At 40.5% G+C, this 26,157-nt stretch carries 23 protein-coding genes and 1 tRNA gene; 9 read left to right on the top strand and 15 right to left on the bottom strand.

From position 1 onward, the window contains the following. Positions 1 to 19 precede the first annotated feature (19 nt). The 4 genes from F4W09_RS17300 to F4W09_RS05695 all read right to left on the bottom strand — a co-directional run bounded on the left by F4W09_RS17300 (position 20) and on the right by F4W09_RS05695 (position 3,987). On the bottom strand, positions 20 to 1,006 hold the full coding sequence (locus tag F4W09_RS17300) for a hypothetical protein (RefSeq protein ID WP_244948550.1): 987 nt from the start codon (positions 1,004 to 1,006) through the stop codon (positions 20 to 22). A 143-nt stretch (positions 1,007 to 1,149) separates the two neighbouring features. Continuing rightward, positions 1,150 to 2,274 carry a tyrosine-type recombinase/integrase gene (locus F4W09_RS05705; RefSeq protein ID WP_151504270.1) on the bottom strand — a complete coding sequence of 375 codons (1,125 nt, stop codon included), beginning with the start codon at positions 2,272 to 2,274 and terminating at the stop codon, positions 1,150 to 1,152. A gap of 198 nt (positions 2,275 to 2,472) precedes the next feature. After that, a tRNA-Arg gene (locus tag F4W09_RS05700) sits at positions 2,473 to 2,548 on the bottom strand. Positions 2,549 to 2,631: 83 nt separating this feature from the next. Next, positions 2,632 to 3,987: an amino acid permease gene (locus F4W09_RS05695; protein ID WP_151504269.1), complete on the bottom strand. Its 1,356-nt coding sequence runs from the start codon at positions 3,985 to 3,987 to the stop codon at positions 2,632 to 2,634. 317 nt (positions 3,988 to 4,304) lie between these two features. On the opposite strand from F4W09_RS05695, the gene prpF reads away from it, so the two are divergent. The 3 genes from prpF to F4W09_RS05680 all read left to right on the top strand — a co-directional run bounded on the left by prpF (position 4,305) and on the right by F4W09_RS05680 (position 7,823). Next, positions 4,305 to 5,495, top strand: a complete 1,191-nt coding sequence (gene prpF, locus F4W09_RS05690) for a 2-methylaconitate cis-trans isomerase PrpF (RefSeq protein WP_151504268.1) — start codon at positions 4,305 to 4,307, stop codon at positions 5,493 to 5,495. Between the two features lie 198 nt (positions 5,496 to 5,693). Beyond that, the gene (locus tag F4W09_RS05685; protein ID WP_151504267.1) at positions 5,694 to 6,665 is read left to right on the top strand and encodes a GGDEF domain-containing protein; all 972 of its coding nucleotides are present in this window, start codon (positions 5,694 to 5,696) and stop codon (positions 6,663 to 6,665) included. 249 nt (positions 6,666 to 6,914) lie between these two features. Beyond that, positions 6,915 to 7,823, top strand: coding sequence for a polyprenyl synthetase family protein (locus F4W09_RS05680; protein WP_151504325.1), 909 nt, complete (start codon positions 6,915 to 6,917; stop codon positions 7,821 to 7,823). Positions 7,824 to 7,910: 87 nt separating this feature from the next. On the opposite strand, the gene putP is transcribed toward F4W09_RS05680, so the two are convergent. The 5 genes from putP to F4W09_RS05655 all read right to left on the bottom strand — a co-directional run bounded on the left by putP (position 7,911) and on the right by F4W09_RS05655 (position 12,660). Further along, on the bottom strand, positions 7,911 to 9,401 hold the full coding sequence (gene putP / locus F4W09_RS05675; RefSeq protein ID WP_151504266.1) for a sodium/proline symporter PutP: 1,491 nt from the start codon (positions 9,399 to 9,401) through the stop codon (positions 7,911 to 7,913). Positions 9,402 to 9,604: 203 nt separating this feature from the next. Continuing rightward, complete coding sequence (locus tag F4W09_RS05670) at positions 9,605 to 10,459, bottom strand: SPFH domain-containing protein (protein WP_016165738.1); 855 nt, start codon at positions 10,457 to 10,459, stop codon at positions 9,605 to 9,607. Positions 10,460 to 10,473: 14 nt separating this feature from the next. Further along, positions 10,474 to 10,947 carry an NfeD family protein gene (locus F4W09_RS05665; RefSeq protein WP_151504265.1) on the bottom strand — a complete coding sequence of 158 codons (474 nt, stop codon included), beginning with the start codon at positions 10,945 to 10,947 and terminating at the stop codon, positions 10,474 to 10,476. 99 nt (positions 10,948 to 11,046) lie between these two features. Further along, a complete protein-coding gene (locus F4W09_RS05660) occupies positions 11,047 to 11,973 on the bottom strand; it encodes a patatin-like phospholipase family protein (RefSeq protein ID WP_151504264.1) in 927 nt (308 codons plus the stop codon). Positions 11,974 to 12,033: 60 nt separating this feature from the next. Then, positions 12,034 to 12,660: a 1-acyl-sn-glycerol-3-phosphate acyltransferase gene (locus tag F4W09_RS05655; protein ID WP_151504263.1), complete on the bottom strand. Its 627-nt coding sequence runs from the start codon at positions 12,658 to 12,660 to the stop codon at positions 12,034 to 12,036. Between the two features lie 141 nt (positions 12,661 to 12,801). On the opposite strand from F4W09_RS05655, the gene F4W09_RS05650 reads away from it, so the two are divergent. From F4W09_RS05650 to F4W09_RS05630, 5 genes are all read left to right on the top strand, one after another. Then, positions 12,802 to 14,049 (top strand): MFS transporter, encoded by a 1,248-nt coding sequence (locus F4W09_RS05650; RefSeq protein ID WP_151504262.1) that lies wholly within the window; start codon positions 12,802 to 12,804, stop codon positions 14,047 to 14,049. A gap of 135 nt (positions 14,050 to 14,184) precedes the next feature. Next, positions 14,185 to 15,306, top strand: a complete 1,122-nt coding sequence (locus tag F4W09_RS05645; protein ID WP_151504261.1) for a porin — start codon at positions 14,185 to 14,187, stop codon at positions 15,304 to 15,306. A 119-nt stretch (positions 15,307 to 15,425) separates the two neighbouring features. Continuing rightward, on the top strand, positions 15,426 to 17,102 hold the full coding sequence (locus F4W09_RS05640) for a phosphoethanolamine transferase (protein ID WP_151504260.1): 1,677 nt from the start codon (positions 15,426 to 15,428) through the stop codon (positions 17,100 to 17,102). A gap of 15 nt (positions 17,103 to 17,117) precedes the next feature. Continuing rightward, positions 17,118 to 17,795, top strand: a complete 678-nt coding sequence (locus F4W09_RS05635; RefSeq protein WP_151504259.1) for a response regulator transcription factor — start codon at positions 17,118 to 17,120, stop codon at positions 17,793 to 17,795. Positions 17,796 to 17,819: 24 nt separating this feature from the next. Further along, positions 17,820 to 19,151: a sensor histidine kinase gene (locus F4W09_RS05630; protein ID WP_151504324.1), complete on the top strand. Its 1,332-nt coding sequence runs from the start codon at positions 17,820 to 17,822 to the stop codon at positions 19,149 to 19,151. A 221-nt stretch (positions 19,152 to 19,372) separates the two neighbouring features. Here the strand turns inward: F4W09_RS05630 and F4W09_RS05625 are convergent, their stop codons facing one another. Beyond that, positions 19,373 to 20,116, bottom strand: a complete 744-nt coding sequence (locus tag F4W09_RS05625) for a phosphatase PAP2 family protein (RefSeq protein WP_151504258.1) — start codon at positions 20,114 to 20,116, stop codon at positions 19,373 to 19,375. 190 nt (positions 20,117 to 20,306) lie between these two features. Here F4W09_RS05625 and F4W09_RS05620 point away from each other — a divergent pair, with 190 nt between their 5' ends. After that, positions 20,307 to 21,002 (top strand): HAD family hydrolase, encoded by a 696-nt coding sequence (locus tag F4W09_RS05620; RefSeq protein ID WP_151504257.1) that lies wholly within the window; start codon positions 20,307 to 20,309, stop codon positions 21,000 to 21,002. Between the two features lie 64 nt (positions 21,003 to 21,066). On the opposite strand, the gene F4W09_RS05615 is transcribed toward F4W09_RS05620, so the two are convergent. The 5 genes from F4W09_RS05615 to F4W09_RS05595 all read right to left on the bottom strand — a co-directional run bounded on the left by F4W09_RS05615 (position 21,067) and on the right by F4W09_RS05595 (position 25,845). After that, on the bottom strand, positions 21,067 to 22,254 hold the full coding sequence (locus tag F4W09_RS05615) for an ammonium transporter (RefSeq protein WP_151504256.1): 1,188 nt from the start codon (positions 22,252 to 22,254) through the stop codon (positions 21,067 to 21,069). A 410-nt stretch (positions 22,255 to 22,664) separates the two neighbouring features. Beyond that, positions 22,665 to 23,390 (bottom strand): amino acid ABC transporter ATP-binding protein, encoded by a 726-nt coding sequence (locus F4W09_RS05610; protein WP_171284982.1) that lies wholly within the window; start codon positions 23,388 to 23,390, stop codon positions 22,665 to 22,667. Between the two features lie 14 nt (positions 23,391 to 23,404). Next, positions 23,405 to 24,088 (bottom strand): ABC transporter permease subunit, encoded by a 684-nt coding sequence (locus F4W09_RS05605; RefSeq protein ID WP_016165751.1) that lies wholly within the window; start codon positions 24,086 to 24,088, stop codon positions 23,405 to 23,407. Then, positions 24,088 to 24,831: an amino acid ABC transporter permease gene (locus F4W09_RS05600; RefSeq protein WP_016165752.1), complete on the bottom strand. Its 744-nt coding sequence runs from the start codon at positions 24,829 to 24,831 to the stop codon at positions 24,088 to 24,090. The genes F4W09_RS05605 and F4W09_RS05600 overlap by 1 nt, the downstream gene beginning before the upstream one ends. Before the next feature lie 72 nt (positions 24,832 to 24,903). Further along, positions 24,904 to 25,845: a transporter substrate-binding domain-containing protein gene (locus tag F4W09_RS05595; protein WP_016165753.1), complete on the bottom strand. Its 942-nt coding sequence runs from the start codon at positions 25,843 to 25,845 to the stop codon at positions 24,904 to 24,906. Positions 25,846 to 26,157: the final 312 nt, after the last annotated feature.

Here is a 26,157-nt window from a genome sequence, read left to right as displayed (position 1 = left end):
AGATTAAGTTCCACTTGCTCTACATTTCTTTTGGTCTGCCAGCTTCTCTAGCATATTCAGGAGCAATATCTTTAATCCAATCTTTTAATGATATTGGCATATCTGGTAGCTGCTGCATGTGTTCAGTTTCATACAGCGTATTCCATACATGTTGACACATTGCACCTATTTTTATTTGTTGCTCTTTGTCATTTCTCCATAAATGGCTTGCAATTGCTCTTGCCGCTAATTGGGCATGTTCTTTTGCTCTGCTTTTCCCTTTTGGGTGTCTATGTTTTGGAATAGATAGAAAGTCATCTATGGCAGATGAGGAAAAAACCTCCTCTCCTATAATGTATTTTTCTAAAAGCATTAAATTCGATTTTAATAAGGTTATATCTTCAATTTTGATTTCTGAGTAATAAATAGAATCTTCTAATAATTCTTTACATTGCAGAGTTGCACTTTGCGGTTTTGGGGAATGTAAGACAAAAGGGTCATCTGTGGTGTTTTTAAGTAGATATATCCGATGTAAGTCCATAAAACTCGTAAGAAATTCTTTATTTTCCAATATTTTTATTTTTATTTCCTCTCTTAAGTCATCTCTATTCAAGAATGTAGCTTCTTGCTTAAGGATATAATTTACAGTTTCTTTTATGTTTTTAGCTCTATTTGAATAAACAAAAGGAACAGCATCATCAAATTCATTTGCAATGATTTGATTCTGCATTAATAATTGGATGGCATCTAATTTTGACAGTTTTAGCCAAAGTCCGGTAGTCATACAAAAAGTGGATAGCCATTTATTCCATTTTGGTTTTCTTGAATCCCTTTTACCGTCAATTAAACTAAAATCAGCTTTAGCTGTTAGGCCATAGCTGTATATATGAATCGGAATATTGAAAGAGATAATCTGCTTTAAAAGAGATGTGTTTGAAAAAACAAACTTATTATATTTTTTATTAAGATATTCGGATGCCTCATGCAATGAGTAATAGTCTGCATCCTCATATAAATTTAGTGCCATCAATGCCTCCTACAGCATCCCCAATAAGCTGCTAAGCCAATCGAATTGGGTGTCCGACTTTCGGGAGCTAACCTAGACTTAGCAAACTGAATATATCAAATAATCAAGTAATTGATAGTCATTGCATGATTTGACTTAACACTCTAATTTAATTTCTCATTCATGCGCTGGGCAAGTTCGCTCGCTGTTGGATTGTAGTAACGCATCAGCATTGCCATATCCTTATGTCCCGTAACTTTGGCTAAATCCTGAATTGGCATCATCTGTGCGAACTTTGTGCAAGCTTCGTGGCGTGTGTCATGAAAATTAATATGTTTTAGTGGGGTGGTATCACGATACTTACGGAATGTCGTAGATAGGCTATCTGAACTAATAGTCAAAACAGATTCACCGTCCAACCCCTTAGCTTTATCAAGTAAGGCCAGTGCATTTCTGTTTAAAGGCACTTTGCGAGATGAACCGTTCTTGGTACTTGGTAGTAATACATAATCATCAGCGACATGTTCCCAGCGCATACCGGTGATTTCGCTTAATCGCATTGATGTTTCAAGTGCGAACAAGAAAGCCCATGCGGTTTGATGCTTCTTGAGAAATAACGGCGTATCCGTTGAATACTGAAAAGCCTCTAGTAGGGTATCAACGTCATCTTGGCTTATGCGCATTTCTCGATGTGGATTCTCTTTTGGCTTATCAACATTGGTCAGTGGACTATGTTCGATAATCAACAGTTCACGAATGGCATAACGGAATACGCTACCCAACAGCTGCATTTCTCTTTTAACTGATGTGCCTTGTACTTCTAGGCAGCGTTTATTACGGAAGCTTATCAGATCAGACTTGTTGATCAGGTTGATAGGCTTATTGGCCAGCTCTGGGAAGTCACGCATGATCTTGTTCAATCGAAGCATTTCCCATTTATAGCCCTTGTGCTTGATTGCTTCATTCTCAAGAAAACTTTGAACAACCATAGAGAAAGGCTGCTCCTGTTTCTTTTCCTGTTTCTTCGCCTGTTTGTCTGCACTTGGGTTTATACCTATTGCCAATAGTTTTTTAGCTTCAAGGTGTTTTAACCGCGCATCTGCTAATGACACGTCAGGATATACCCCCAACGCTAGAACATACTCTTTCTTCTCGAATCGGTACTTATAACGCCAGTAGTAAGAGCCTTTAGGCGTGACCATTAAATATAGGCCACCTGCATCGGAATACTTCGCATTTTTATCTGTTGGTTTGATTTTTCGTATTCTTAAATCAGTCAAGTTGCCCATAGCCGACCTATCTTGATGTGCTTAAATATTGGGTGGGGGTATTAGTTTTGGGGGTATTCATAACTACCCCCATTTGTACCCCCGAACAAGGGGTATTTCCATTCTATTGAATGTCGTTGCTATAGACAATAAAAAAGGCTTAATCTATTGCAGAATAAGCCTTTAGGTCGTTGCGAGTAGCTGCATTTATTTAATATTTGGTGCGCCCTGCGGGACTCGAACCCACGTCGGTCGCTTAGGAGGCAACTGCTCTATCCAGTTAAGCTAAGGGCGCAAAACGAAAACAATGTAACTGATTTTTAAGCATAAAAAAAGTTATTGTCGAAACAATAACTTTTTAATCCAGTCAAAAGCTATTTAGCTCTTGGTTGGTTTGATCATTTTAAAGAAGATCGCCATCAGTACAATCCACACAGGAATCATCAGTACAGATTCTTTAAAGCCTTGTGTCCACATAATGTATAGCACAGTCGCAATAAAGATCAGAACTAAATAGTTACTCACTGGTGACCAAAGTGAAGGGAATTTGGTTTGAGTTGAAGTGGCTTTCATCGCTTGACGGAATTTTAAATGCGTCAAACTAATCATTGCCCAGTTCAATACCAATGCTCCCACAACTACATACATCAAGTGGCCGAGTGCATCTTCAGGTACAAAGTAATTCAACAATACACAACCGAAAATGAGTAATGCAGAGAACAATACTGCTGGAATAGGTACCCCTTGCTTGTTCACTTTCAAGAAAACTTTTGGCGCATTTCCTTGTTCCGCTAAACCAAACAACATACGGCTATTTGCATACATCCCACTGTTATATACAGACAATGCAGCAGTCAAAATAATGAAATTCAGTAAATGTGCAGCCCATTGAATACCCATTTGGCTGAAAATCATCACAAATGGGCTTTTGTCTAAACCGCCCAAATCCAATTGGTTCCAAGGCACTAAAGATAACAGAATGGTTAACGAGCCCACATAGAAAATGAGGATACGGAAGACCACTTGATTGATGGCTTTAGGAATGGTTTTTTCAGGATCTTTTGCTTCAGCAGCAGCCATCCCAATCAGCTCAATCCCACCGAAGGCAAACATTAAGAAAGCCAACATATAGAATAGACCTTCAAAGCCATTCGGGAAGAATCCACCATGTGTCCAAAGGTTACTAAATGAAGCAGTCGAGTTTGCATCTGCAGTAAGTAATAGATACACACCGAAAACGATCATGGAAATTACGGCAGCAACTTTAATAATTGCTAACCAGAATTCCGACTCTCCATAGAACTTTACATTACCCAAGTTAATAAGGGTAATGACAACGAAGAAGAACAGCACTGACGCCCATGCAGGAATAAAAGGCCACCAGTAATTGATATATTTAGCGACTGCAGTTAGCTCGGTCATAGCCACTAAAATATACAGAATCCAGTAATTCCAACCAGCTAGGAAGCCAGGGAACTTACCCCAGTATCGATAAGCAAAATGACTAAATGAACCAGCAACAGGTTCATGGACAATCATTTCTCCCAACTGACGCATAATTAAAAAAGCAATTAAACCACCAATGGCATAACCTAAAATGATGGATGGACCTGCAGATTGGATAACCTGTGCGGAACCTAAGAATAAGCCTGTACCAATTGCGCCACCCATGGCGATAAGTTGGATGTGACGGTTCTTTAAGCCACGCTGAAGTTGTGAAGAGTTATTGTTCAAAGTTCTCAGCCCGACGATGAATGTATAGGGATTGTAAAGGATTGATTACACTTAGCCTAGTAGATGAACGATTGGTCAAATGATTTAACTAGAAGTATTTTACCTTTTGTATATAAAATTGAATGATGAATCAATTATTTAGATTTATTTAAAAAATGACTCTATCGTTCTGCTTGGTTTAAAAAATAATGATCAAGCGTTGCTTTTTTATACTTAAGTCATGCACGGCAAATTTTTTTCTTAAAAAGCAGTATGATGGATGAGGTTAAAATTTTTAGCATGTGTCAAAACAACGGTTCAGCAAGGATTAAAAAACAATGAGTTTCGCTCCTCAAATTAAAATTCCAGCGACTTATATGCGCGGTGGCACCAGTAAAGGCATATTTTTTAAACAAGATGATTTACCAGAAGCTGCACAGATCGCAGGTAAAATTCGCGATCAAATCTTGCTTCGCGTCATTGGTAGTCCAGATCCTTATGCAAAACAAATTGATGGAATGGGCGGAGCAACATCTAGTACCAGTAAAACCGTGATTTTAGCGAAAAGTACCCAAGCCGAGCATGATGTTGATTATTTGTTTGGGCAAGTATCTATCGACCAGCCTTTTGTAGATTGGAGTGGAAACTGCGGTAACTTAACTGCTGCCGTCGGTTCATTTGCAATTTCAAATGGATTGGTCGATGCAGCGCGAATTCCTGAAAACGGCATTTGTACAGTACGAATCTGGCAGGTCAATATTCAAAAAACGATTATTGCCCATGTTCCTATTACCAATGGACAAGTCCAAGAAACAGGTGATTTTGAACTTGATGGCGTGACTTTTCCTGCGGCGGAAGTCCAGATTGAATTTTTAGACCCTGCCGATGATGGTGAAGATGGTGGTGCCATGTTCCCAACAGGAAATGTTGTGGATACCTTGGACGTACCTGAGATAGGCTCTTTTCCTGCGACATTTATCAATGCGGGTATTCCGACTATTTTCTTAAATGCTGAAGATATTGGCTATACGGGGACCGAACTCCAAGAAGCGATCAACAGTGATATTGAAGCCTTGAAGCGTTTTGAAACTATTCGTGCATATGGTGCAAAACAAATGGGGCTGATTAAAGACATCTCAGAAGCTGCTACACGTCAACATACCCCGAAAATAGCTTTTGTTTCCAAACCGAAAGCCTACGTATCTTCGAGTGGTAAAGCCATTACCGAAGCTGATAGCGATTTACTGGTTCGTGCATTATCTATGGGTAAACTGCATCATGCCATGATGGGGACAGCTGCAGTTGCGATTGGTACAGCGGCTGCCATTCCAGGGACATTGGTGAACTTGGCAGCAGGTGGTGGGGAACGTGAAGCAGTTCGTTTTGGTCATCCTTCAGGGACATTACGAGTGGGTGCACAAGCGGTGCTGGAAAACGGACAGTGGCAAGTGAAAAAAGCCATTATGAGCCGTAGTGCTCGTGTGCTCATGGAAGGCTGGGTGCGTGTGCCAGAAGATTGTCTAAAATAAGTTATATCTAACTGTTATTTAAAAGCCCTTATCTTTGGATAAGGGCTTTTTTTATTCTTTATTTCTTAAAAATGAATAAGTAAATCTTAAATTTATATATCTTATATTTTTATAAGCTATTCATTTTATATTCGAATGAGGAATAGCTATTTTTTGGTAGCATTTTGCGTAGCTTTAACCTAAAAAAATGTATGTATTATGGATGCACATTCTCTTCAAAATAGTTTGAATATTAACACCCATGAAGTGTTAGATTCTTTGCCTTTGGCAACCGCATTGTTTTCTCCAACTGGGGACATTTTATTTACCAATCAGTTTTTTGCCAGCAGCTTTGATCTTTCTGTTGAGCAGATGCATTTGCAAAATCTTGCACAATTTTCTGAAGAATGTTTTCAGGTGTTTAGCCAAAATGTGTTGCGATTTAGACAAGGGCTTTCAGTTGAACCTTTTGAGTATCAAGTCTTTGGTCGCTATTACTGGGTTATCTTAAAACCGAATTATAGTATTAATGGCGAGCTGCAATCTGTTCTATTATGTAGCTCAGATATTTCTAATTTAATGCATAAAAAAATTCAGTTTGAGGCGAGCAATTTAGAATTTCGGCGTGGTAATGAAAAGGATCATCTTACTGGATTAGCCAACCGTCGTGCCTTTGATTTGAAATTAAAACATTATTTGCATGCTATGACACAACATGAAGCATCCGAACTGAGCCTATTGTTGGTTGATGTAGATAACTTTAAAAAAATGAATGATCTTTATGGGCAGAGTTTGGGAGACAATGTGCTTAAAGCTTTGGCTCGAACTTTATCGAATGTGAGCCCGATTGAAGTTTCACAGCATATTTATCGGGTGGGTGGGGAGGAGTTTGCGATTTTGTTGCCGAACTTTTCTTTACAGCAAGGTTGTGAGCAGGCAGAAATTTATCGAAGTGCAGTTGAGATTTTAGGACAGCATTTCCGAGGTCAAATTTTGCATGAATTATCGATTTCAGTGGGGGTGGTAAGTACTCGGGAATTTATGTTTGCTCAGTCATTTTATGAACTAGCGAATAAAGCCTTATCTTGTGCTAAAAAAGGACTTAAAAATTGTGTTTATTATACCAACCATAATGGATGTTATTCCTATCCTAAACATCAGCGATGTCAGAAAGGTGAGTGTTGTATATAAGTGATAAAGAAGAATTTCATGTAGAGAAACACGTCGACTTAGATAAATTTAAATGCAAAATGTTTTTAAGTTGCTTGGCTTGGATGAAAAATATGACCTATAGCATCGTTATTTATAAGATTAACTTGTATCAAATCTAGATCAAGGTGTATGGCAGGCTTCGCATTTAGCGTACAATCACAAGCAATCCGAACTTTGATGGTCATGCAGCATCTTTGGCGCTGTATAGCAAAAATACTCGAGGCAAATGTGTCATCTTTAACTGACGTACAAAATAATACGTTGCATCAAGCGCAACAGCAGATTCAGCAAGATCTTCTTGCAGCATTACAGGCTTTTTCTTTGCCAGAGCCTTTAAAAAGTGCAGTGCATCATGCCGTGATGTTGGGTGGGAAACGAGTACGACCAGCTTTATGCTACGCAACAGCGGCGATTCGTCCGAATCAAAACAGAGCAGCAGTACGTCGTGCAGCCGTAGCGGTAGAATTGATTCATTGCTATTCCTTGGCACATGATGATTTACCTTGCATGGACAATGATCAGTTGCGCCGTGGCCAGCCAACTTGTCATGTCGCTTATGGAGAAGATACTGCGCTTTTAGCAGGTGACATTTTACAATCCATGGCATTCGAAATTTTGGGCAGTCGTTTGTTTGACCAAGGTGAAGCGGTTGATCAGTCGGTGATTCTTAAGCAAATGCAAATTCTAGCGACAGCTTCGTCCAAAATGGTCTGTGGGCAAGTGTTAGACTTGCAGGCGGAAGGCAAGCAAATTGATCAGCAAGCTTTAGAAACCATTCATCGGAATAAAACGGGTGCCTTAATTACTGCGGCAATTATGATGGCGGCTGTGACAATTTTTCAGGGTACGGAGCCTGCAATTCCGCAATTACGTCAGTATGGACAAAATATCGGTCTGGCTTTTCAAGTTCAGGATGACATTTTAGATATTATCGCCAATACAGAACAGCTCGGTAAGACTGCGGGTAAAGATGAGCAAGTCGAAAAGTCGACCTATCCTGCATTAATGGGCCTAGAGCAAGCCAAAGCTTATGCGCAAAATTTACATGATCAAGCTTTTGCCGCTTTGCAGTTTTTTGAAGGACAAGCACAAGAATTAGAACAAATTTCTCAGTTCTTATTGGCAAGACAGTTTTAATGACATGTATTAAAACATAAGTTTTAAAGACATTTGAAATGTAAAAACGCTATATCTTTGAAGATATAGCGTTTTTTTTTACAGCAATTATTTAGATGCTTTGTAAAGCTCATCAGCTTGTTCAAATCGATCAGTAATGTCTTTTTCAGGTGCTTTACTGAACAGACTGAACACAATGATTGCGATGGTGGCAGAAATGAAACCAGGAATAATTTCATAAATACCAGTCGCACCGAAGGCATTCTTCCAAACTATAACCATGATTGCACCCGTAATCATACCTGCCAGTGCACCTGTTAAAGTCATACGTTTCCAGAATAAAGAGAGTATGATGAGTGGACCAAACGCTGCACCAAAACCAGCCCAAGCGTATGCCACAAGCCCAAGGACTTTAGCGTCAGGATTCCCAGCCATCCAAATGGCAAGGACAGAAACCAATAGAACCATCAAGCGACCAACCCAAACCAATTCTTTTTGCGAAGCATTTTTACGTAGAAATGTTTTGTAGAAGTCTTCAGTTAAGGTGCTAGAACATACCAATAATTGGCAGCTTAAAGTACTCATCACAGCTGCCAAAATTGCTGCAAGTACAATCCCTGCAATCCATGGATTAAACAGAACTTTGGTTAACTCCATGAATACGGTTTCAGGGTTAGCACTGACAACAGCAGCATATTCAGGGTGTTGTTGGAAGTAGGCAATCCCAAAGAAGCCCGCAGCCACAGCCCCGCCTAAACAGAAGGTCATCCATGCCATACCAATACGACGAGCATTTGGAATTGATTTCACAGAATCTGCTGCCATAAAGCGTACTAAAATGTGCGGCTGCCCAAAGTAGCCTAGCCCCCAAGCCATTAACGAAATGATAGCTACCATACTCAAGTCACCGAACAGGTTCATGGCTTGAGGGCGAGCTGCTTCAAGTGCCATGGTTAATTCTTGCGTATCGCTAAAGCTGAGCAGGGCAACAATTGGGGTCAAAATCAAGGCAAAAATCATTAAAGTGGCTTGAATGGTATCTGTCCAACTTACAGCAAGGAAACCCCCAATAAATACATAGCTGATGGTTGCAATCGCGCTGACCCAAAGTGCAGTTGTATAAGACATACTAAACATGTTTTCGAATAATCGTGCACCAGCCACCATGCCAGAAGCACAATAAATCGCGAAGAAAATTAAAATCACACAGGCCGATACAATACGCAGGACTTTCTTGTGATCGTTAAAACGATTGGAAAAATAATCAGGTAAGGTTAAGGCGTTATATTGTACTTCGGTATGCACACGTAAACGTCCAGCCACCAATAGCCAGTTGAGCCAAGCACCAATAATTAAACCAATACCAATCCACATTTCTGAAAGACCAGACAAGAAGATTGCGCCAGGTAAGCCCATGAGTAACCAACCACTCATGTCGGATGCACCAGCCGAAAGTGCAGTCACGAAACTTCCTAAACTACGACCACCTAAGATGTAATCGTCAAAGTTATTGGTTGCGCGGTAAGCCATCAAGCCAATAAATACCATAGCAATGATATAAAAGAAAAAAGTGATTAAGGTCGGATTCAGTGAACTCATACGCTTATCCTTGGGAGTTAAATCACAAACTGAAATTCAGCTTTTTGTTCAAATTGTTACAAAAAGCAAACAATATCCTGAAAATAAGCGCGGGATTTAAACATAAATTCACAAAGTTTTCTGTTTTTTTTGTTCTAAAAAAAAGAATAGGCAGTCACAAACTGCCTATTCTACTGAAATGCAAAGGGATATCATTTGTCGGATTAATTGTTGCGACCCATCACACCACGAATGGTATTTAAAACATCCGCAGGTAGAACTACCGTCTTGGCATTATTGGATTTCGCCATGTCTTGCATAGCTTTGATATACTGTTCACCCAATAGGTAAGCAACTGGAATTTCTTTATCACCTACCGCAGATGAAACCATTTCAATTGCTCGTTGTGATGCTTCTGCGAGTACCACCTGTGCTTCTGCATCACGACGTGAGGCTTCAAGGCGACCATCAGCTTCTAAAATGGCCGCTTGTTTTTCACCATCTGCCTTGGTTACTGTTGCACGACGTTGACGCTCAGCAGCAGCTTGTGCTTCCATCGCTGACTGCATGGTCTGAGAAGGTTGAATATCTTGAATTTCAACGGTTTTTAAAGTAATCCCCCAATCTGAAATATCATCGGAAATGGCGGCTTTGAGTTTGGCTTTAATGTGGTCACGTGAAGAGAGTGCATCATCTAAATCCATTTCGCCTACGATAGAGCGAAGCGAGGTTTGCACCAAGTTTTGAATCGCCCATGTGTAGTTTTCAATCCCGTAGACTGCTTTTTCAGGGGTGGTTAAATTAATGTATGCTACTGCGTTCATGACCAATACAGCATTATCACGGGTAATTACTTCTTGAGATGGGATATCTAAAACAATATCTTTGGTGGTGACTTTGTAAGCCACTTCATCCACATATGGAATGACAAAGTTTAGACCAGGACTTAATGTCGTATGGTATTTACCTAGACGCTGTACAATCCATTTGTAGCCTTGGGGAACAATACGAACCCCCTTAAAAATTGTGATGCCGACAAAAGCCAACAACGCAATAACAATAATAGATCCTGCTGACATAGTTTTACTCGCTTTTATTGATTGTCATGATTTGGACGATGTGGCTGTACCACAAGATCATTCCCCAGAATATCGACTACACGTACCCGATCACCAACATTCACACTTGTGAGAGTGCGACAGTTCCATTCATCTGAGCCTAAAACGGGCATTGGAAACCTGACGCGAATTTGTTCATGTTCCATATTGACTTGAATGACCATTCCGATTTGACCAATGGTTGCTTCGCGTGAAAGCCCAGCTTTGGTTTTATCAATGGAGAGTGGTTTGATGAATCTAAACCATGCGATGGTGCAAAGGATGGACAGAATCATCCACAGTACTAATTGTACTGTTGAGTCGAGGGCAGGAAAAATCCACAATAAAATACCCACCAAAACGGCGCTAATCCCAAACCACAACGCAGCGAAAGCGGGAATGATTAATTCGGACAGCATTAATAAAACACCGAGGACAAACCAGTGCCACGGTTCAAAAACAAATTCCATACATCTACTCGTGTATTGTGTTAGTGAATAGTGCTTATAAAGGTATCATTATTCACTGTAACAGATGTCTAAGATGATGAATATTAAAAAAGTGTTTATTTAGAATTTTGCCTTCGGTGCAGGTTTAAATGCTGCGGGAGACTTCTTAAAGTTACTAATAGCCGTTTCAATCGCTTTAATTTTGAGTTGTGCAGCTTTTTCGCCTTCAAGGATGGATTCATTGCTGGCTTTTAAGTCTAAAGTTCCGACATGCCCAACTTTAGGTTGAATCACAATACTGGCTTGATTCAACTCTGTATTAATGCTTTGTTGCCCCATAATATTGATGGTTTGGTCGAGTAAACCCCACATATTCAGTGGTTTATTACCAACGGGACGGGCAGAAATATCGACTGCAATGACAATATCTGCACCCATCGCTTTCGCAGTAGTCACAGGAATCGGGCTAACTAAGCCACCATCGACATATTTACTCCCCCGAATAGTCGTAGGGACAAAGACATTTGGAATGCTGCAGGATGCACGAACAGCTTGACCTGCATTGCCTGAAATAAAGTCAGCCTTTTTGCCATTGTCCAAACGAGTTGCAACCGCAGCAAAGCGGATCGGAAATTTTTCGATGGGCTGATTGCCGACATTTTTATTGACATAGTTCTGTAGTTTTTGCCCCAACACAATGCCTTGACTATTTAAGGTCAAGTCACGCAGATCGGACTCTTGTAATTGCAGTGCGAGCTGTTGCAGCTGATAAGGGCTTTTGCCGCTGGCATAAATACTGCCAACAAAACTCCCTGCACTGGTACCAGTGACAATTTTAGGTTTAATGCCATGCGATTCGAGCACTTTAAGTACGCCAATATGTGCAAAACCCTTGGCACCACCACCGCCGAGAGCAATTGCGATAACGGGTTCACGTGCCTTAATCGGGGTGGTTACAGGTGGTTTGGTTGCTGTTTTATCACAACCAGCAAGGGTAAAGCCGAGTAAGCCAATCAGGCCATATTGAATAAAGCGTAGGTGAGACATTGCACTCTAAATAGGAGAAAAATTGCGCATATCAGATCAAATTTTGACACATATTTCCAGTCACTTTTTGACGAGAGTTTGTAACGGCTTTGCCAACCACTCTGGATTTTTCGCAGAGAATTTTCCTGCATAACAGGCTAAGATTTTGGGCAAATCTTGGCTAAAGTCTCCGCTTGGATAAAAGACACCTAAACAACGAATGGTTTTTTCATCATAATCAAAAGCGAACATGACAATTGGAATATGTGCTCCAACTGCAATTCGGTAAAATCCACTTTTAATACTGCTGGCACTTTTTCGGGTGCCTTCAGGTGCCATACCCACCCAAATTTTATCTTTATCCTGAATAATCTGAATGATTTGCTGTGTGAGTCCATGCGGGCTAGCGCGATTCACAGGAATCACACCGATCCAGTCCAATAAGGGCTTTAGCGGTGTTTTAAACAGCGTGTGTTTGCCGAATACGGTAATTTGAATGCCTAAACCCAAAAGTGCAGTAAAGCCATGCCACGCATCGATATTCGAGGTGTGAGGGGAGATAATCGCAACTGCTTTGGGTAAATCTGGAAACTCACCAGAAAAAGACCAGCCTTGTGCGAGAAAGAGCTGTCTGAAAAAACGCTTGCTGAATGCTGTGCCTCGTGCGGGTACGTGGGGCGGTAGCACAGGAAAATATGAAGCGGACATGAGCTTGTCATCCTGACAAATATTCTTGGTTTTTCTTGATATTACGCTTTCGAAATAATGGCTTCATTGGCAAAATGTGAGCTTCGATGTGCAAAAATGCTCACCGCAGTGCACCAAGAACCCATCGTAGGATTACGGCTTATGCCTATTGCACAAAATGTTTATTTATTGCTGTTCTCTCTATATTGGGCGCAGGGTTTGCCTGTGGGATTTATGACACATGCGCTGCCTGTCATTCTACGTGCAGAAGGGGTGTCATTGGCGCATATTGGTGGTTTTGGCTTATTAATGTTGCCGTGGTCAATTAAAATCCTTTGGGCACCTTGGGTAGACCGATTAGGCAACCATCAGCGTGGGCATTATCGTAGTTGGATTATTCCGACACAATTGCTCACGGTCATGGTATTGATTGCATTATCATTTTTACCTATTCATGCTTTGAATGAGCCTCAATATTTATTCTTATTTTTTATTGTGTTACTAAGTTTGAACTTTGTAGGTGCGACGCAGGATATTGCAACAGATGGGCTGGCGGTTCGTATTTTAAAATCTGAACAGCAGCACTGGGGTAACACCTTTCAAGTAATTGGTTCTCGCTTAGGGTTTATTGTTGGTGGCGGAGCGATGCTCTGGATGCTAGATGGGTTTGAATGGCAAACAACTTTTTTACTGTTGGCGGGATTGGTCTTACTGAATATATTGCCCGTATGGTTGTATCGGGAGTCCACACCAGTACAGGCGGTGCATCAGCCTTCAACTTCATGGCGACAGAAAAGCAAAGCAATTGCTCAATATTTAAAGTATTACCGCAGCAGTCCCGTGTTATGGCGGTGGTTTTGGGTGTTATTGACCTTTAAAGTGGCAGATGGACTAACAGGAGCTCTGCTTAAACCGTTGATGGTCGATTTGGGTTTGAGTTTTACTCAAATAGGCGTATATGTCACCATGTTAGGCGCATTTGCCGCTTTATTGGGGGCGGGTTTTGCTGGTGCATTACTTAAAATCTTGCGCCGCTCTCAGGCCCTGTGCTTATTTTCAGGTTTAAAAATTATCTGTTTAGCAACTTACACTTGGTTGGCTTATCAATATGAACAGCAACAGGCGATAGCTCCAGTTGTGATTTATGTGATTAATGCTGCGGAAGATGCAGTTTCCGCCATGCTGTTGGTGGTCATGTTAACCTTAGTCATGCAATACAGCCGTTTAGAATATGCAGCAACCGATTTCACCTTTCAGGTCGCTGTTATGGCAACGGTCAGTGGTGTGTTATATAGCTTGAGTGGTTTGATTGGTGATGTTTTAGGCTATACAAATTATCTATTTTTGATCGTTTTTATCGCAATTTTCTGTCTTGTTACAATTTTCCGATGGATGAAATTTGAAAAATAACTTTACAATTCAGCTACTTGCTTGTTGTTAGCCTAAAGTATTAAAACATATATATAAATAAAAATTTAATCCTTTTGTAATATGTGACTGCAATGTAATATTTGTAACAAAATTAACACCAGGGAAAATGATTTAATGAAAACCAAAATTGCAGCAGCGATTGCTTTAAGTTTGTTAGCGGGTTCAACTTTTGCGGCACCAACGTTTTATGGTGAAATTGATGCGAGTGTGGACTATTTACCAGAAGACAATAAGTCAGGCACTCCAGATAAAGATGTTGTAGAAGTCAGTTCAAATAGTTCTTACCTTGGTGTCAAAGGTGACGAAAAATTAAATGACCGTTTAAGTGCTGTTTATTTAGCTGAATGGGCATTTAACGCTGATGGCGAAGGATCAGATTGGTCTGCACGTAACCGTTATGTCGGTTTAAAAGATGCAAAATTAGGTACTGTGAAAGTGGGTGCGCATGATACACCGCTGAAGCAACTCTCAAGTGTTGTAGATACTTTCAATAACTATGTAAACAATAAAGCGGACATCACAGGCATTATGACGGGTGAAACTCGTCTTGCAAACGTTGTGGTCTATGAATCTCCAGCGCTTACATTGCCTACAGGTGCAATCAAATTAAATGCATTGCTTGCGACTGGCGAAGACAGCGGTATTGCAAAAGGCAATGGTGCTTCTAAATCGGCTGGTCGTGGTTTAGGCGATACTTGGTCTGCATCTTTGGTGTATGACAGCCCAGTTTTTGTGGCGGGTGTAGCATATGATAAAGCGGTTCCAACGACGTTTGCAGGTCGTGGTATTACAAATGCATCTGCGCCAGAAGTGACGGGTGGTGTTGCTGGTACTGCATTTGCAGCTGCGAATACTCTACGTGCGATTGGTCGTTTAAATGTGCTCGACAATAGCTTGGCTTTAAAAGCGCTTTATCAAACTTCTGAAGTAGAAGAAGCGAATGGCAATGAAGCCGCAGCTGCCAATATTGATGATTCACAAGGTTGGTTAGTAGGTGCGGAATATAACATTCCATCTGCAAAAGCATGGACGATCAAAGCACAATACAGTGCGAACACGACTAGCTTTAAAGACAACTCAGATGATTATGATGCTGACCAAATTATTGCTGGCGTAGATTATGCGTTTAGCAAACAAGTGAAAGCATACGGTTACGGTGGTTACTTAAAACTAGAGCGTGGTGATTTTGAAACTAAACAGCCAGTTGTTGGTACTGGCTTAGAATTCAAATTCTAATTTTTAAAAAAACATACAAAAGGACGGTGCAAAAGTAGCGTCCTTTTTTTATTTTAAGTCAGCTTTAAGTTTTAATTTATATATTAATAATAAGGATATTAATCATCGAATCGCTCAAAATGAATTTGTCTCGCCTCGAACGTCTGAAACAGTTTTTCCCCCCGTTGGCTTTACATCAATTTAATTTGTTACTTGCACTTTGGTTAGGTGTTGCTCTGAATTTTGCATTTTATAAGCAAATTCAATTACTCACACCTTATCAAGGTTTTAAAGCCTATGCATTTTTATCTGCAACGGTCTTGGTTGTGGTTGCGCTCTATAACCTGATATTGCAGTTATTCCAGTGGAAATGGAATGCTAAAATTTTGGCGTTATTTTTAGTTTTTGTAGGTGGATTAACAGCTTATTTTGTGAATAGTTTGGGTGTTGTTATTTCACCTGGGCAAGTCCAAAACATGATGCAAACTGACACCAAAGAGGCATTGGATTTGTTTTCCATACAGTTTGTGGTGTGGAGCATGTTTATGGTAGTGCTGCCAATGGTGTTGATTGCACTGATTCGGATTGAAAACAAACCGCTATCGAAACAACTCTTGAGCAAGGGCTTGCATGTTGTGGGTTCGTTGGCCGTTATTGGTGGGTTACTGTTTGTGTTCTATGTCGATTTTGCTGCGATTTTCCGTGAACATCGTGATTTAAAAGGCATGATTTCACCACAGAATACTATTGCTTCGACTTTATCGTATTACCGTAAACAGAAGCCTAAAGAAAATTTACCTTTGGTGACATATGGTACAGATGCTCACCGAGTGGTGAATACCAGTGCAGAAGGAATGCCTAAACTTATGGTTTTGGTGGTGGGTGAAACAGCTCGCGCAGAAAGTTTTTCTTTGAATGGTTATGCAAAGAATACCAATCCCGAATTATCTAAACAGAATGTCATTAACTTTAGCCAAGTGAGTTCTTGTGGGACAGCGACCGCAGTATCAGTGCCATGTATGTTCTCTGGAATGCCGCGTGAAGATTATGATGAACAGTTGGCAGGTCATCGAGAAGGTTTACTCGATATTGCACAACGCGCAGGCTATAAAGTGACATGGATTGATAATAATTCAGGCTGTAAAGGTGCTTGTGATCGTGTACATCAGTTTGAAATTCCAGCTGCATTAAAACAAAAGTGGTGTGATGCTGAAGGCGAGTGTATGGATGAAGTTTTGGTAGATAGCTTGAAGTCTTATTTGGCAAGCATTCCAACGGAAGATAAAACACCGCAACTGATCGTGCTACACCAAATGGGAAGCCACGGACCTGCTTATTACAAACGTTCGACAGAGCAGTTCCAACCTTTTAAACCAATGTGTGCGACCAATGCCATTCAGGGTTGTAGCCGAGATGAATTGTTGAATAGCTATGACAACTCGATTGTGTATACAGACCATATTCTAAATCAGGTGATTCAGACCATTAAAGAGGTACCAAATCATCAAACAGGCTTTTGGTATTTATCGGATCATGGGGAGTCGACAGGTGAAAGTGGGATGTATTTACATGGTGCGCCTTATGCAATTGCACCAACTCAGCAAACTCATGTGCCAATGATTATGTGGTTCTCACCAACATGGCAACAGCACAATGCAAGCCAAGTCAGTTGTTTACAGCAGCAAAAACAAGCTGCACGCAGTCAGGATAATTTATTTCCAACTTTATTGTCCTTATTGGATGTGAAAACCCAAGTGATTGATGATAAAAATGATATGTTAAAACAATGTGCAACTAATCCAACAGGAAAGGCTTAAGTTAAGATGAGCAGAATGACCAAAATCTTAATGATCGAAGATGATTTCATGATTGCTGAATCTAGCAAAAAGTTATTGGAATTGCATGATTTTCAGGTGGAATGGGTAAATAATGGGCTTGATGCTTTAAAGCTCCTACAACAGCAATGTTTTGATGTGGTGTTGTTGGATTTGGGCTTGCCGATGATGGATGGCATGCAGGTGTTGACAAAAATCCGTCAAAGTTTTCCAAATTTACCGGTTTTGATTATTTCTGCGCGAGATCAGGTGCAGAATCGGGTAGATGGTTTGAATCAGGGCGCAGATGATTATCTAGTAAAACCTTATGAATTTGTAGAACTATTGGCCCGTATTCAAGCTTTATTGCGTCGAAGCATGCAAGAAATGCCATCGAAGGAAACTACAGTATTGCGTTACGGCGATTTGGAGTTAGATGTTGAACAACATATCGCGTTATTGAATGGGCAAGAGGTAGAGCTTTCCAATCGTGAATGGGCAATTCTTGTGCCCTTGGTCAGTTATCCCAATAAAATTTTTTCCAAAGCCAATTTAGAAGATAAGCTGTATGATTTCGACAGTGAAGTGAATAGCAACACTATTGAGGTTTATGTCCATCATTTGCGTGCAAAGTTGGGTAAAGATTTTATCCGCACCATTCGTGGTATGGGCTATCGCTTAGGTAAATTGGATTAAGCTTTTATGCAGCAACTGCACGCAATGCCAACACAAACATCGTTAAAGAAACGATTGCTGATTTTTGTTTCAGGTTTTAGTTTACTGTTGGGTGGCGTGCTGATTGCAACCGCATACTGGATTTCATTGGGTGAACTGGATGAAATTCTTGATGCCCAAATGAAAAACCTTGCGGAACGAGTGGCCGCTCATGACCCTGCACCCATCAAAAGTCATTTTGATATTCATAAGCGCTATCATGAAGAAGACTTATTTATCGATGTATGGGAAAAACAAGTACATCCGCAGCATCAGTTTGATTTGTTATTACATGGTGTAAATCAGGCTGGATTTTATGATCGCTCCACCACGCAAGGGGTGTGGCGAATGTATGTGCTACCGACAGAAAAGTATCAAATTCAGGTCAGCCAACCGTTTGCAGCGCGAAGTCATTTAGCCTTGGAACTCGCCACCAGTATGTTTGTGCCCTATCTGGTGATGATTCCGTTTATTTTATGGGGTTTGGGCTGGGTAATTTTACGCAGTCTAAGACCTATGGATGAATTTAGACAAGAAATTGCCCGCCGTGATCTAGATGAATTAACACCCATTAAACTGAGTCGATATCCTGTTGAGTTAATACCTACAATTCAGGAAATGAATTATTTATTTGAACGGATTGAGTCAGCACAACAAGAACAGCGCCAGTTTATTGCCGATGCAGCGCATGAGCTCAGAACACCGATTACTGCACTGAATTTACAGATGCAGATTCTATTGCGTGAGTTTCCAGAAAACATCGCATTAGAAAATTTGAGCCAAGGTTTAATTCGTATTCAGCATTTAATTAGCCAGTTACTCGATTTAGCCAAGCAAGATGCAAGTGGCTTGCATATCATGCAACAACAGCCATTTTACTTAAATCAAGTGGCAGTAAATTGTGTAGAACAACTGATTCACGTGGCTTTGCAGAAAGAGATTGATTTAGGCATGGAGCGCCAAGAAGAAGTCGTGGTGAATGGTTTAGAATCTGCTGCACGATCTATTATTTATAATTTGATTGATAATGCAATTAAATACACACCTAAAAATGGCGTAATCAATGTCTCAATTTTTTCACAAGGCAATGATGCGGTGATTCAGGTTGAGGATAGTGGTCCAGGAATTGATCCTGCTTTGTATGAACAGATCATGAAACGCTTTTATCGCATTCATCATCACTTAGAGATGGGAAGTGGGCTAGGTCTTTCGATTGTGCAAAAAGCAGCGGAACATTTAGGTGGAAAAATCCAGTTTGGAAAAAGCCAGACTTTAGGTGGCTTATTTGTTCAAGTACAGTTTCCTCGACAAATGAAATCAGTACAGCCATCTCTTTAAGCTGGAATGAGCTGAATTAAAGTAAAGGTTAACTTAGATCACTTTTGCTAGATTCTGTCTTTTAGCAAATGTCCAATGTTATGCTGTTGTTTTAGAATTAGGCACTCACCAAAGTATGGTAAGTGCTAAAAGAAATGCATATCGGCTAGAGTTGAATAACCGAGATACAGTGTAGATTCAACCATCATTATCTTACTTATAACTGTGGCTTATCTAAGGTATTAAGCGGCTTCTTGAGTGTTTTCCGTAGTAGGTTGTTGAATAAAAGCAGGGGGCTGTTCCATGTCTAAGGTTTGAACTGGAACAAGTCGTTTATAGAAAAATGGATAAAGTGCAACGTTACAGCACCAAATGACCCAAGCAGTCCAGAGGTTATGGCTGAGGAAGTGTGCCCCACGCATCATTTGCGCCCATCCCATAGCAAAGCCCAATATCAAGCCTGCAACAAGATAGAAATAAGCACGTTTAGGCGCAGTCTTCCTAAAAGCAAAGAAGCCTGTCATTAAGGCAAAACCGGTTGCTGCATGTCCGCCAGGGAAGCAATGCCCATGACTAAGGTTAAAGTTCCAGAAAAAACCAGTCGTTGTCGCTTGGGTCATATTCCAAGGGCAGGCATGTCCTGATTGTGATTTAAGAATACCCACCACAGTGGTGCTTAGAATTAAAATCCAGAATAAATAAGCATATTGCCAGCGCTTTGCTGCCAAGCGTTCGATTTTAAAACTCGCAAGCCAAAGGCTCACAAAACTGATATCACAAAGGATGAGCAGGTTTTTAACATATTTATGATTGAGAGTTTCTAAAAACCAGTCATAACGCCATGGGAATTGTCCATGAGTGCCTGTCCAAGGCTGGATCAACATCAGGTCAAGTTGACCCGCAACAGGAAAAAGCAGTTGCAGTAGAACAAAACTGAACAGCAAAATCAGTCCTTGTTTGAGGCTAAAACGTTGTAATTCAGACATGGTCGTACAAACGAGATTTGGAGGACTTTGATTAGAGCAAAGCAAGCTTAAATCGGACTTAATTGAATCTTAAAAGCAGATAGAGGAGCTGATGTATTTAACAGATTTGATGTAGAACTTAGCAGATAATCTGTAATGCAAACATGGTTTAAAATGCTAGATTAAAAGGCAAAAGTCGCCTGAGAATCTTATGCCTATTCGTGCAGTATTATTTGATTTGGACAACACTTTAACCCATCGTGACCAAAGTATTCGGCGCTATAGTGAGTTTTTGCTAGAACAGTTTCAGTCATACATACTTGCACCTGATCTGGCGAAAATACAGCAAATTATCCGCCGAATTGATAATGGCGGATATCCTAAGCAAGAACAACTGACTCACCCGACCATTGGGGCATCGGTTGCATTTGCTTTATTGCAAGAGTTGGCGTGGAAAACTAAGGTAGATTTTCAAGACTTAACCGATTTCTGGTTTCAGTATTTTGGACAGTGTGCTGTTGCCATGTCTGGAGCATTAGAGTTGTTACAAAGCTTGAAACAACAAGATTATGTATTGGCAGTGGTGTCGAACGGTGGACATGCCACTCGTTTGAATATTTTAACTGGACTTGGCTTCAAGAATTATTTTGATGTGATCGTGAGTTCCGAACAAGCAGGGAAGAGTAAGCCTCATCCGCAGATTTTTCTGCATACTGCGAAAAACTTAGGGGTACATCCTTCAGAATGTTTGTTCATTGGTGATCATCCCGTGAATGATATTTGGGGCGCACAACAAGCAGGAATGCAGGCCATCTGGTTACAAGGTTTTCACCCTGAAGATGAACGTTTACAAGTTCCTCGTATCCAGACCTTACATGAGCTATATACCTATTTAGAGCAAGCATAAAATTGATAGCATAAAAAAAGCGATTCCTGAGAATCGCTTCGCAATATGCGGAAATTTAGAAAATTTAAAACATACTATCGTCCGAATTTGCTGAAATTTTGTGAATGGATAAATCAGCACCACGAAACTCATCTTCTTGCGACAAACGAATGCCGATGCAAGCTTTTAAACCACCATATACTGCGAATCCACCCGCAAGAGCAACCACAATAGCGAATAAGGTGCCTATGATTTGAGACATCATGGAGATGCCACCAATCCCACCTAACCATTGTTGACCGAAAATACCGACTGCAAGTCCACCAAAGGCACCGCAAATTCCGTGTAGTGGCCATACACCCAGTACATCATCCACCTTGAGTTTGTTTTGGGTATAGGTAAAGAACTTGACAAAAATAATCCCAGCAATGGCACCAATCACAAGCGCACCGAAAGGGTGCACAATATCCGAGCCTGCACAGATAGCAACCAAGCCAGCAAGTGGACCATTATGCAAGAAGCCAGGGTCATTTTTACCGATCATGTTGGCCGTAATGGTTCCACCTACCATAGCCATTAATGAATTAATGGCAACCATGCCTGAAATCGCATCTAAACGTTGTGCACTCATAACGTTAAAGCCAAACCAACCAACTATGAGAATCCAAGATCCTAAGGCAAGGAAGGGAATGGATGAAGGTGGGTGTGCACTGACACGGCCATCCTTCTTGTAACGACCATGGCGTGCACCCAGTAAAATGACAGCGGCCAAAGCAATCCAGCCTCCCATGGCATGCACAACCACCGAGCCTGCAAAGTCATGAAAGGGTGCACCAAATGTGTGCTCTAACCATGTTTGAATGCCAAAATTACCATTCCATACGATGCCTTCAAAAAATGGATATACCAATGCAACTAAGAGTAGTGTTGCTAATGCTTGGGAACGCATTTTGGCACGTTCCGCAATGCCACCCGAGATAATTGCAGGAATAGCCGCAGCGAAAGTTAGCAAAAAGAAGCAGCGCATCAGGTTATAGCCATGATCTGCCGCCAAAGTTGCTCCCATATGGAAGAAATGATGTCCATAGGCAATGAAGTAACCTACGAAAAAGTAAGCGATTGCTGAAAGCGCAAAGTCTGTCAGAATTTTACTTAAGGCATTCACCTGATTTTTATGTCGAACTGTGCCTAGTTCTAAAAATGCGAAACCAGCATGCATGGCCAGTACCAGCACTGCTCCTAATAGTAGAAAAAGTAAATCGATATCTTGCATAGTTTGCTCGAAAAAAGTGCTAAATACGACTTTAGGTACAAATTTGGGAAGGGAATTTGCACCAAAATAGTTTAGTAAATCTAAAAATTGGAGTTCAGCAACCGAACACTCCGTTCATGCAAATAATTAAGCAAAAAATGCACCAATTCAGATAAAAATATGAATTATTCGATGAAAAATAGTGCATATCGGCTTAAAAGAGTGCTCTATGTTGCAATTTAAAATAACATAAAATTTTAGTTTCTATTTAATTAAATTAAAAATCATAGATATAAATTGAATAATTGTTCAGATTTTTAATATTACTCAAATGTTCCAGATCAGCAGATGAAAACGTATTTTTATTGATTGAATATCAGAATAAAACTTCATCAAGTGGGCTAAGCCCGACTTGATGAATATGTTCGTAATTAATGTAAGATATTTTCGAGGAATTGTTGTGCTCGTGCACTACGAGGTGTGGTAAAAAATTCCTCTTTGGAGCAGTCTTCGACAATTTTGCCTTGATCCATAAAGATAATTCGATTTGCCACTTGGCGTGCAAAGCCCATTTCATGAGTAACACACATCATGGTCATGCCTTCTTTCGCCAGACTGACCATCACTTCAAGTACTTCATTAATCATTTCGGGGTCAAGTGCAGAAGTAGGCTCATCAAATAACATCGCAATCGGGTCCATACTCAATGCACGTGCAATCGCGACACGTTGCTGTTGCCCGCCAGAAAGCTGGGCAGGGAATTTATCGGCTTGCGAACTTAATCCGACGCGGTCTAGATAAGCCAGTCCTTTTTTCTTCGCCTCATCAGCACTACGCCCTAAAACTTTGATCTGGGCGATAGTTAAATTTTCAGTCACACTTAAATGTGGAAATAATTCAAAGTGTTGAAACACCATGCCTACGCGGCTACGCAATTTATTTAAATCGGTTTTTGGGTCTGCAATGGGGACGCCATCCACAAAAATTTGGCCCTTTTGAAAGGGTTCTAAACCATTCACAGTTTTAATGAGCGTCGATTTACCTGAACCCGAAGGTCCACAAACCACCACCACTTCACCTTGGCAAATTTGTGTGGTGCAATCGGTCAGGACTTGAAATTGTTGATACCATTTACTGACGTTTTGGAGATCAATCATTATTTTGGGGCCACTCATACTTTTAATCTCCTTTGTATTCTTTTTACAATAAATGTTGCTAATGCACTGATGCTAAAGTAGACCAGACCTGCAAATAGAATGTACTGGGTCAATAATGACATCAGGTCGCCACGGACATAGTTGGTACGGAAAAAATCCAGTAAGCCAATTGCATAGACCATGGTTGAATCTTGGAACAGAATAATGGTTTGTTGGAGTAGCAATGGCGTCATTTTTCGAAAGGCTTGCGGCAGAATAATTAGACGCATGGATTGACCATAGCTCATGCCTAGTGCATAGGCTGCGGCGTTTTGCCCTTTAGGAATAGACTGAATCCCAGCGCGGACAATTTCAGAAAAATAGGCCGCTTCAAATAGCATGAAGGCAACAATACTCGAAACTAAAGCTGTATCGATAGTTAAATAATTGCCTGTAATTGCGGTATAGAAAAATGGTACCGCAAAGTAAAACCACATTAGTACCAACAGTAGCGGAATAGAGCGGAATAAATTGACATAGGCTTGTGCGATTAGATTCAGTATCCGAATAGAAGATAGACGCATTAAAGCCAACAATGTGCCAATAAAAATACCGCCTACGGTCGCTATGCAAACAACTTTTAAGGTAATGCTGAGGCCATGCCATAGGGCTGGCGCAGAGAGTTGTAAATCTTGAATAAATGCAGTGAGCCAGTCCATTATTTATCTCCTGCAATTGTGCCCGGAATACGCAAGCGTTTTTCCAGAAAACTCATAAATTGAATTAAGCAGATGTTAATCACAATAAAAATAATGGTGACATAGGTATAAATCTCGATGGTATTTTGTGTGTACTCACTGATCGTTTTCATCTGCGAAATAATTTCAGCCACACCAACCAGCGAAGCAACAGACGTGTTTTTTACGCAGTTGGTTAGTTCAGAACTGAGCGGAGGTAAAATGGTACGGAAAGACTGTGGCAAAATTATGTAACGGTACAATTGTGCCGTACTGAACCCCATGGCATAGCCTGCATTAATTTGTCCTTTGGGTAAGGCTTCAATTCCTGTACGGACTTGTTCACAAACCCGTGCAGCAGTAAATAAACCCAAACCAATACTGGCAGAAATAAGAGCACTGGTATTGGCACTTAAATCGTTCACCCACCAATCTTTCAGCCCTGCGGGTAAAAAATTGGGCACCACATAAAACCAAATAAACAGTTGTATTAATAAAGGGATATTGCGAAATATGGTCACATAGGCTGTGCCAATCGCACGTGCAGTTTTATTCGGAAGCGTACGCATAATACCGAGCATACTGCCCAAGACAAATGCGATAGACCATGCCACGATGGCAATAAACAGTAACCAACCTAAGCCGATTAAAATCCAGTTGAGATAACTACTGTCACCGACACCGGTAGATTGAAATAGTACGCCCCAGTTCCAGCTATAGTTCATAGGAGCTCCAGATTTTTAATCAGGTAGGTGAAAGCACTACCTGATAATCATTGAGAGAATGATCAGCTTAGATTACTGATCACGGTCATGTGGTGACGCAATAAGAGCTTTTAATTGTTCCGACATTGGGAAGTTCAGGTTAATATTTTTAGGTGGAATAGGTTGTTCGAACCATTTCTTATACATATTGTTGATTTCACCTGAGCTATAGACTGCTTTAATTGCATCATCTACCACCTGCTTAAATTCAGGGTCGCCTTTTCTAAGCATACAGCCATAAATTTCATGGATAGGTGCTGTACCTACAATCACCCATTGATTAGGGTCTTTTGCTTTCGATTTTTCCCCTGCAAGTAAAATATCGTCCATCATAAATGCGGCAGCTCGTCCGTTTTGTAGCATCAGGAACGATTCAGCATGGTCTTTGGCAGAAATTATTTCACCAATTCCCAGTTCTTTTTCATGTTGGCGAATATAACGTTCAGAGGTAGTCCCCGCGGTGGTTACCAGTTTTTTGCCCTTTAAGTCGGCAAAGTCTTTCACACCAGAGTCTTTCGCGGTGAGTAAACGCGAACCCACTTCAAAATACCCCACGGAAAAAGCGACTTGTTGTTGGCGTTCTTTGTTGTTAGTGGTTGAGCCGCACTCTAAGTCAACGGTACCATTAGAAACCAATGGAATACGGTTTTGACTAGTGACCAAGTTATAGCGAATTTTTAAATCGGGCATATTTAGTTTTTGTTTCACAGCATCTACAACTTTTAGTTGTAAATCATGTGCATAGCCCACAGGTTGATTAGGATTATCGGCAATATAAGAAAATGGAATGGAAGAGTCACGATAACCCAACACGATGGTTCCTGACTGTTTAATTTTTTCTAGCGTTCCCGATGCGGAACTTTCTTTACCCGCAGAATCATTACTACTTGGTGTTTTGTCGCCACTACAGGCACTTAAACCGAATACCAACGTGCTGGCACAGAGTAGGGAAGTCAGGGGCCGTTTTAATAACATGGGTAAACTCCTTGTGTTTTGTTTTCATCTTTCACTTTATTTATTGACTGAATTTCCATCAGTTTATTTGTTTTTGCATTATTGACTGCTTGTTTAACAAACAGATTTAACTTCATCTTAGCGCGAGTTTTAATCAGTTGCGCAGGTCAGATTGTTGATGCTTTGTTAACGATAAATATTTAAGTTTTAAACAGATTTAAAGCCAATAAATAAAATTTAGAGTGAACAAAGCAGAATCTATGCCTGAATAGCATTACATAATTTAATAAAATACTGTGTTTAATAAAAATAAACAATTCGTTGTCAGAGTAT

Source organism: Acinetobacter tandoii (assembly GCF_008867985.1).
GTDB classification, from domain to species: Bacteria; Pseudomonadota; Gammaproteobacteria; order Pseudomonadales; family Moraxellaceae; genus Acinetobacter; species Acinetobacter tandoii.
The sequence above is the reverse complement of the archived record's forward strand: the minus strand, read 5'-3'. Positions and strand labels throughout refer to the sequence as shown.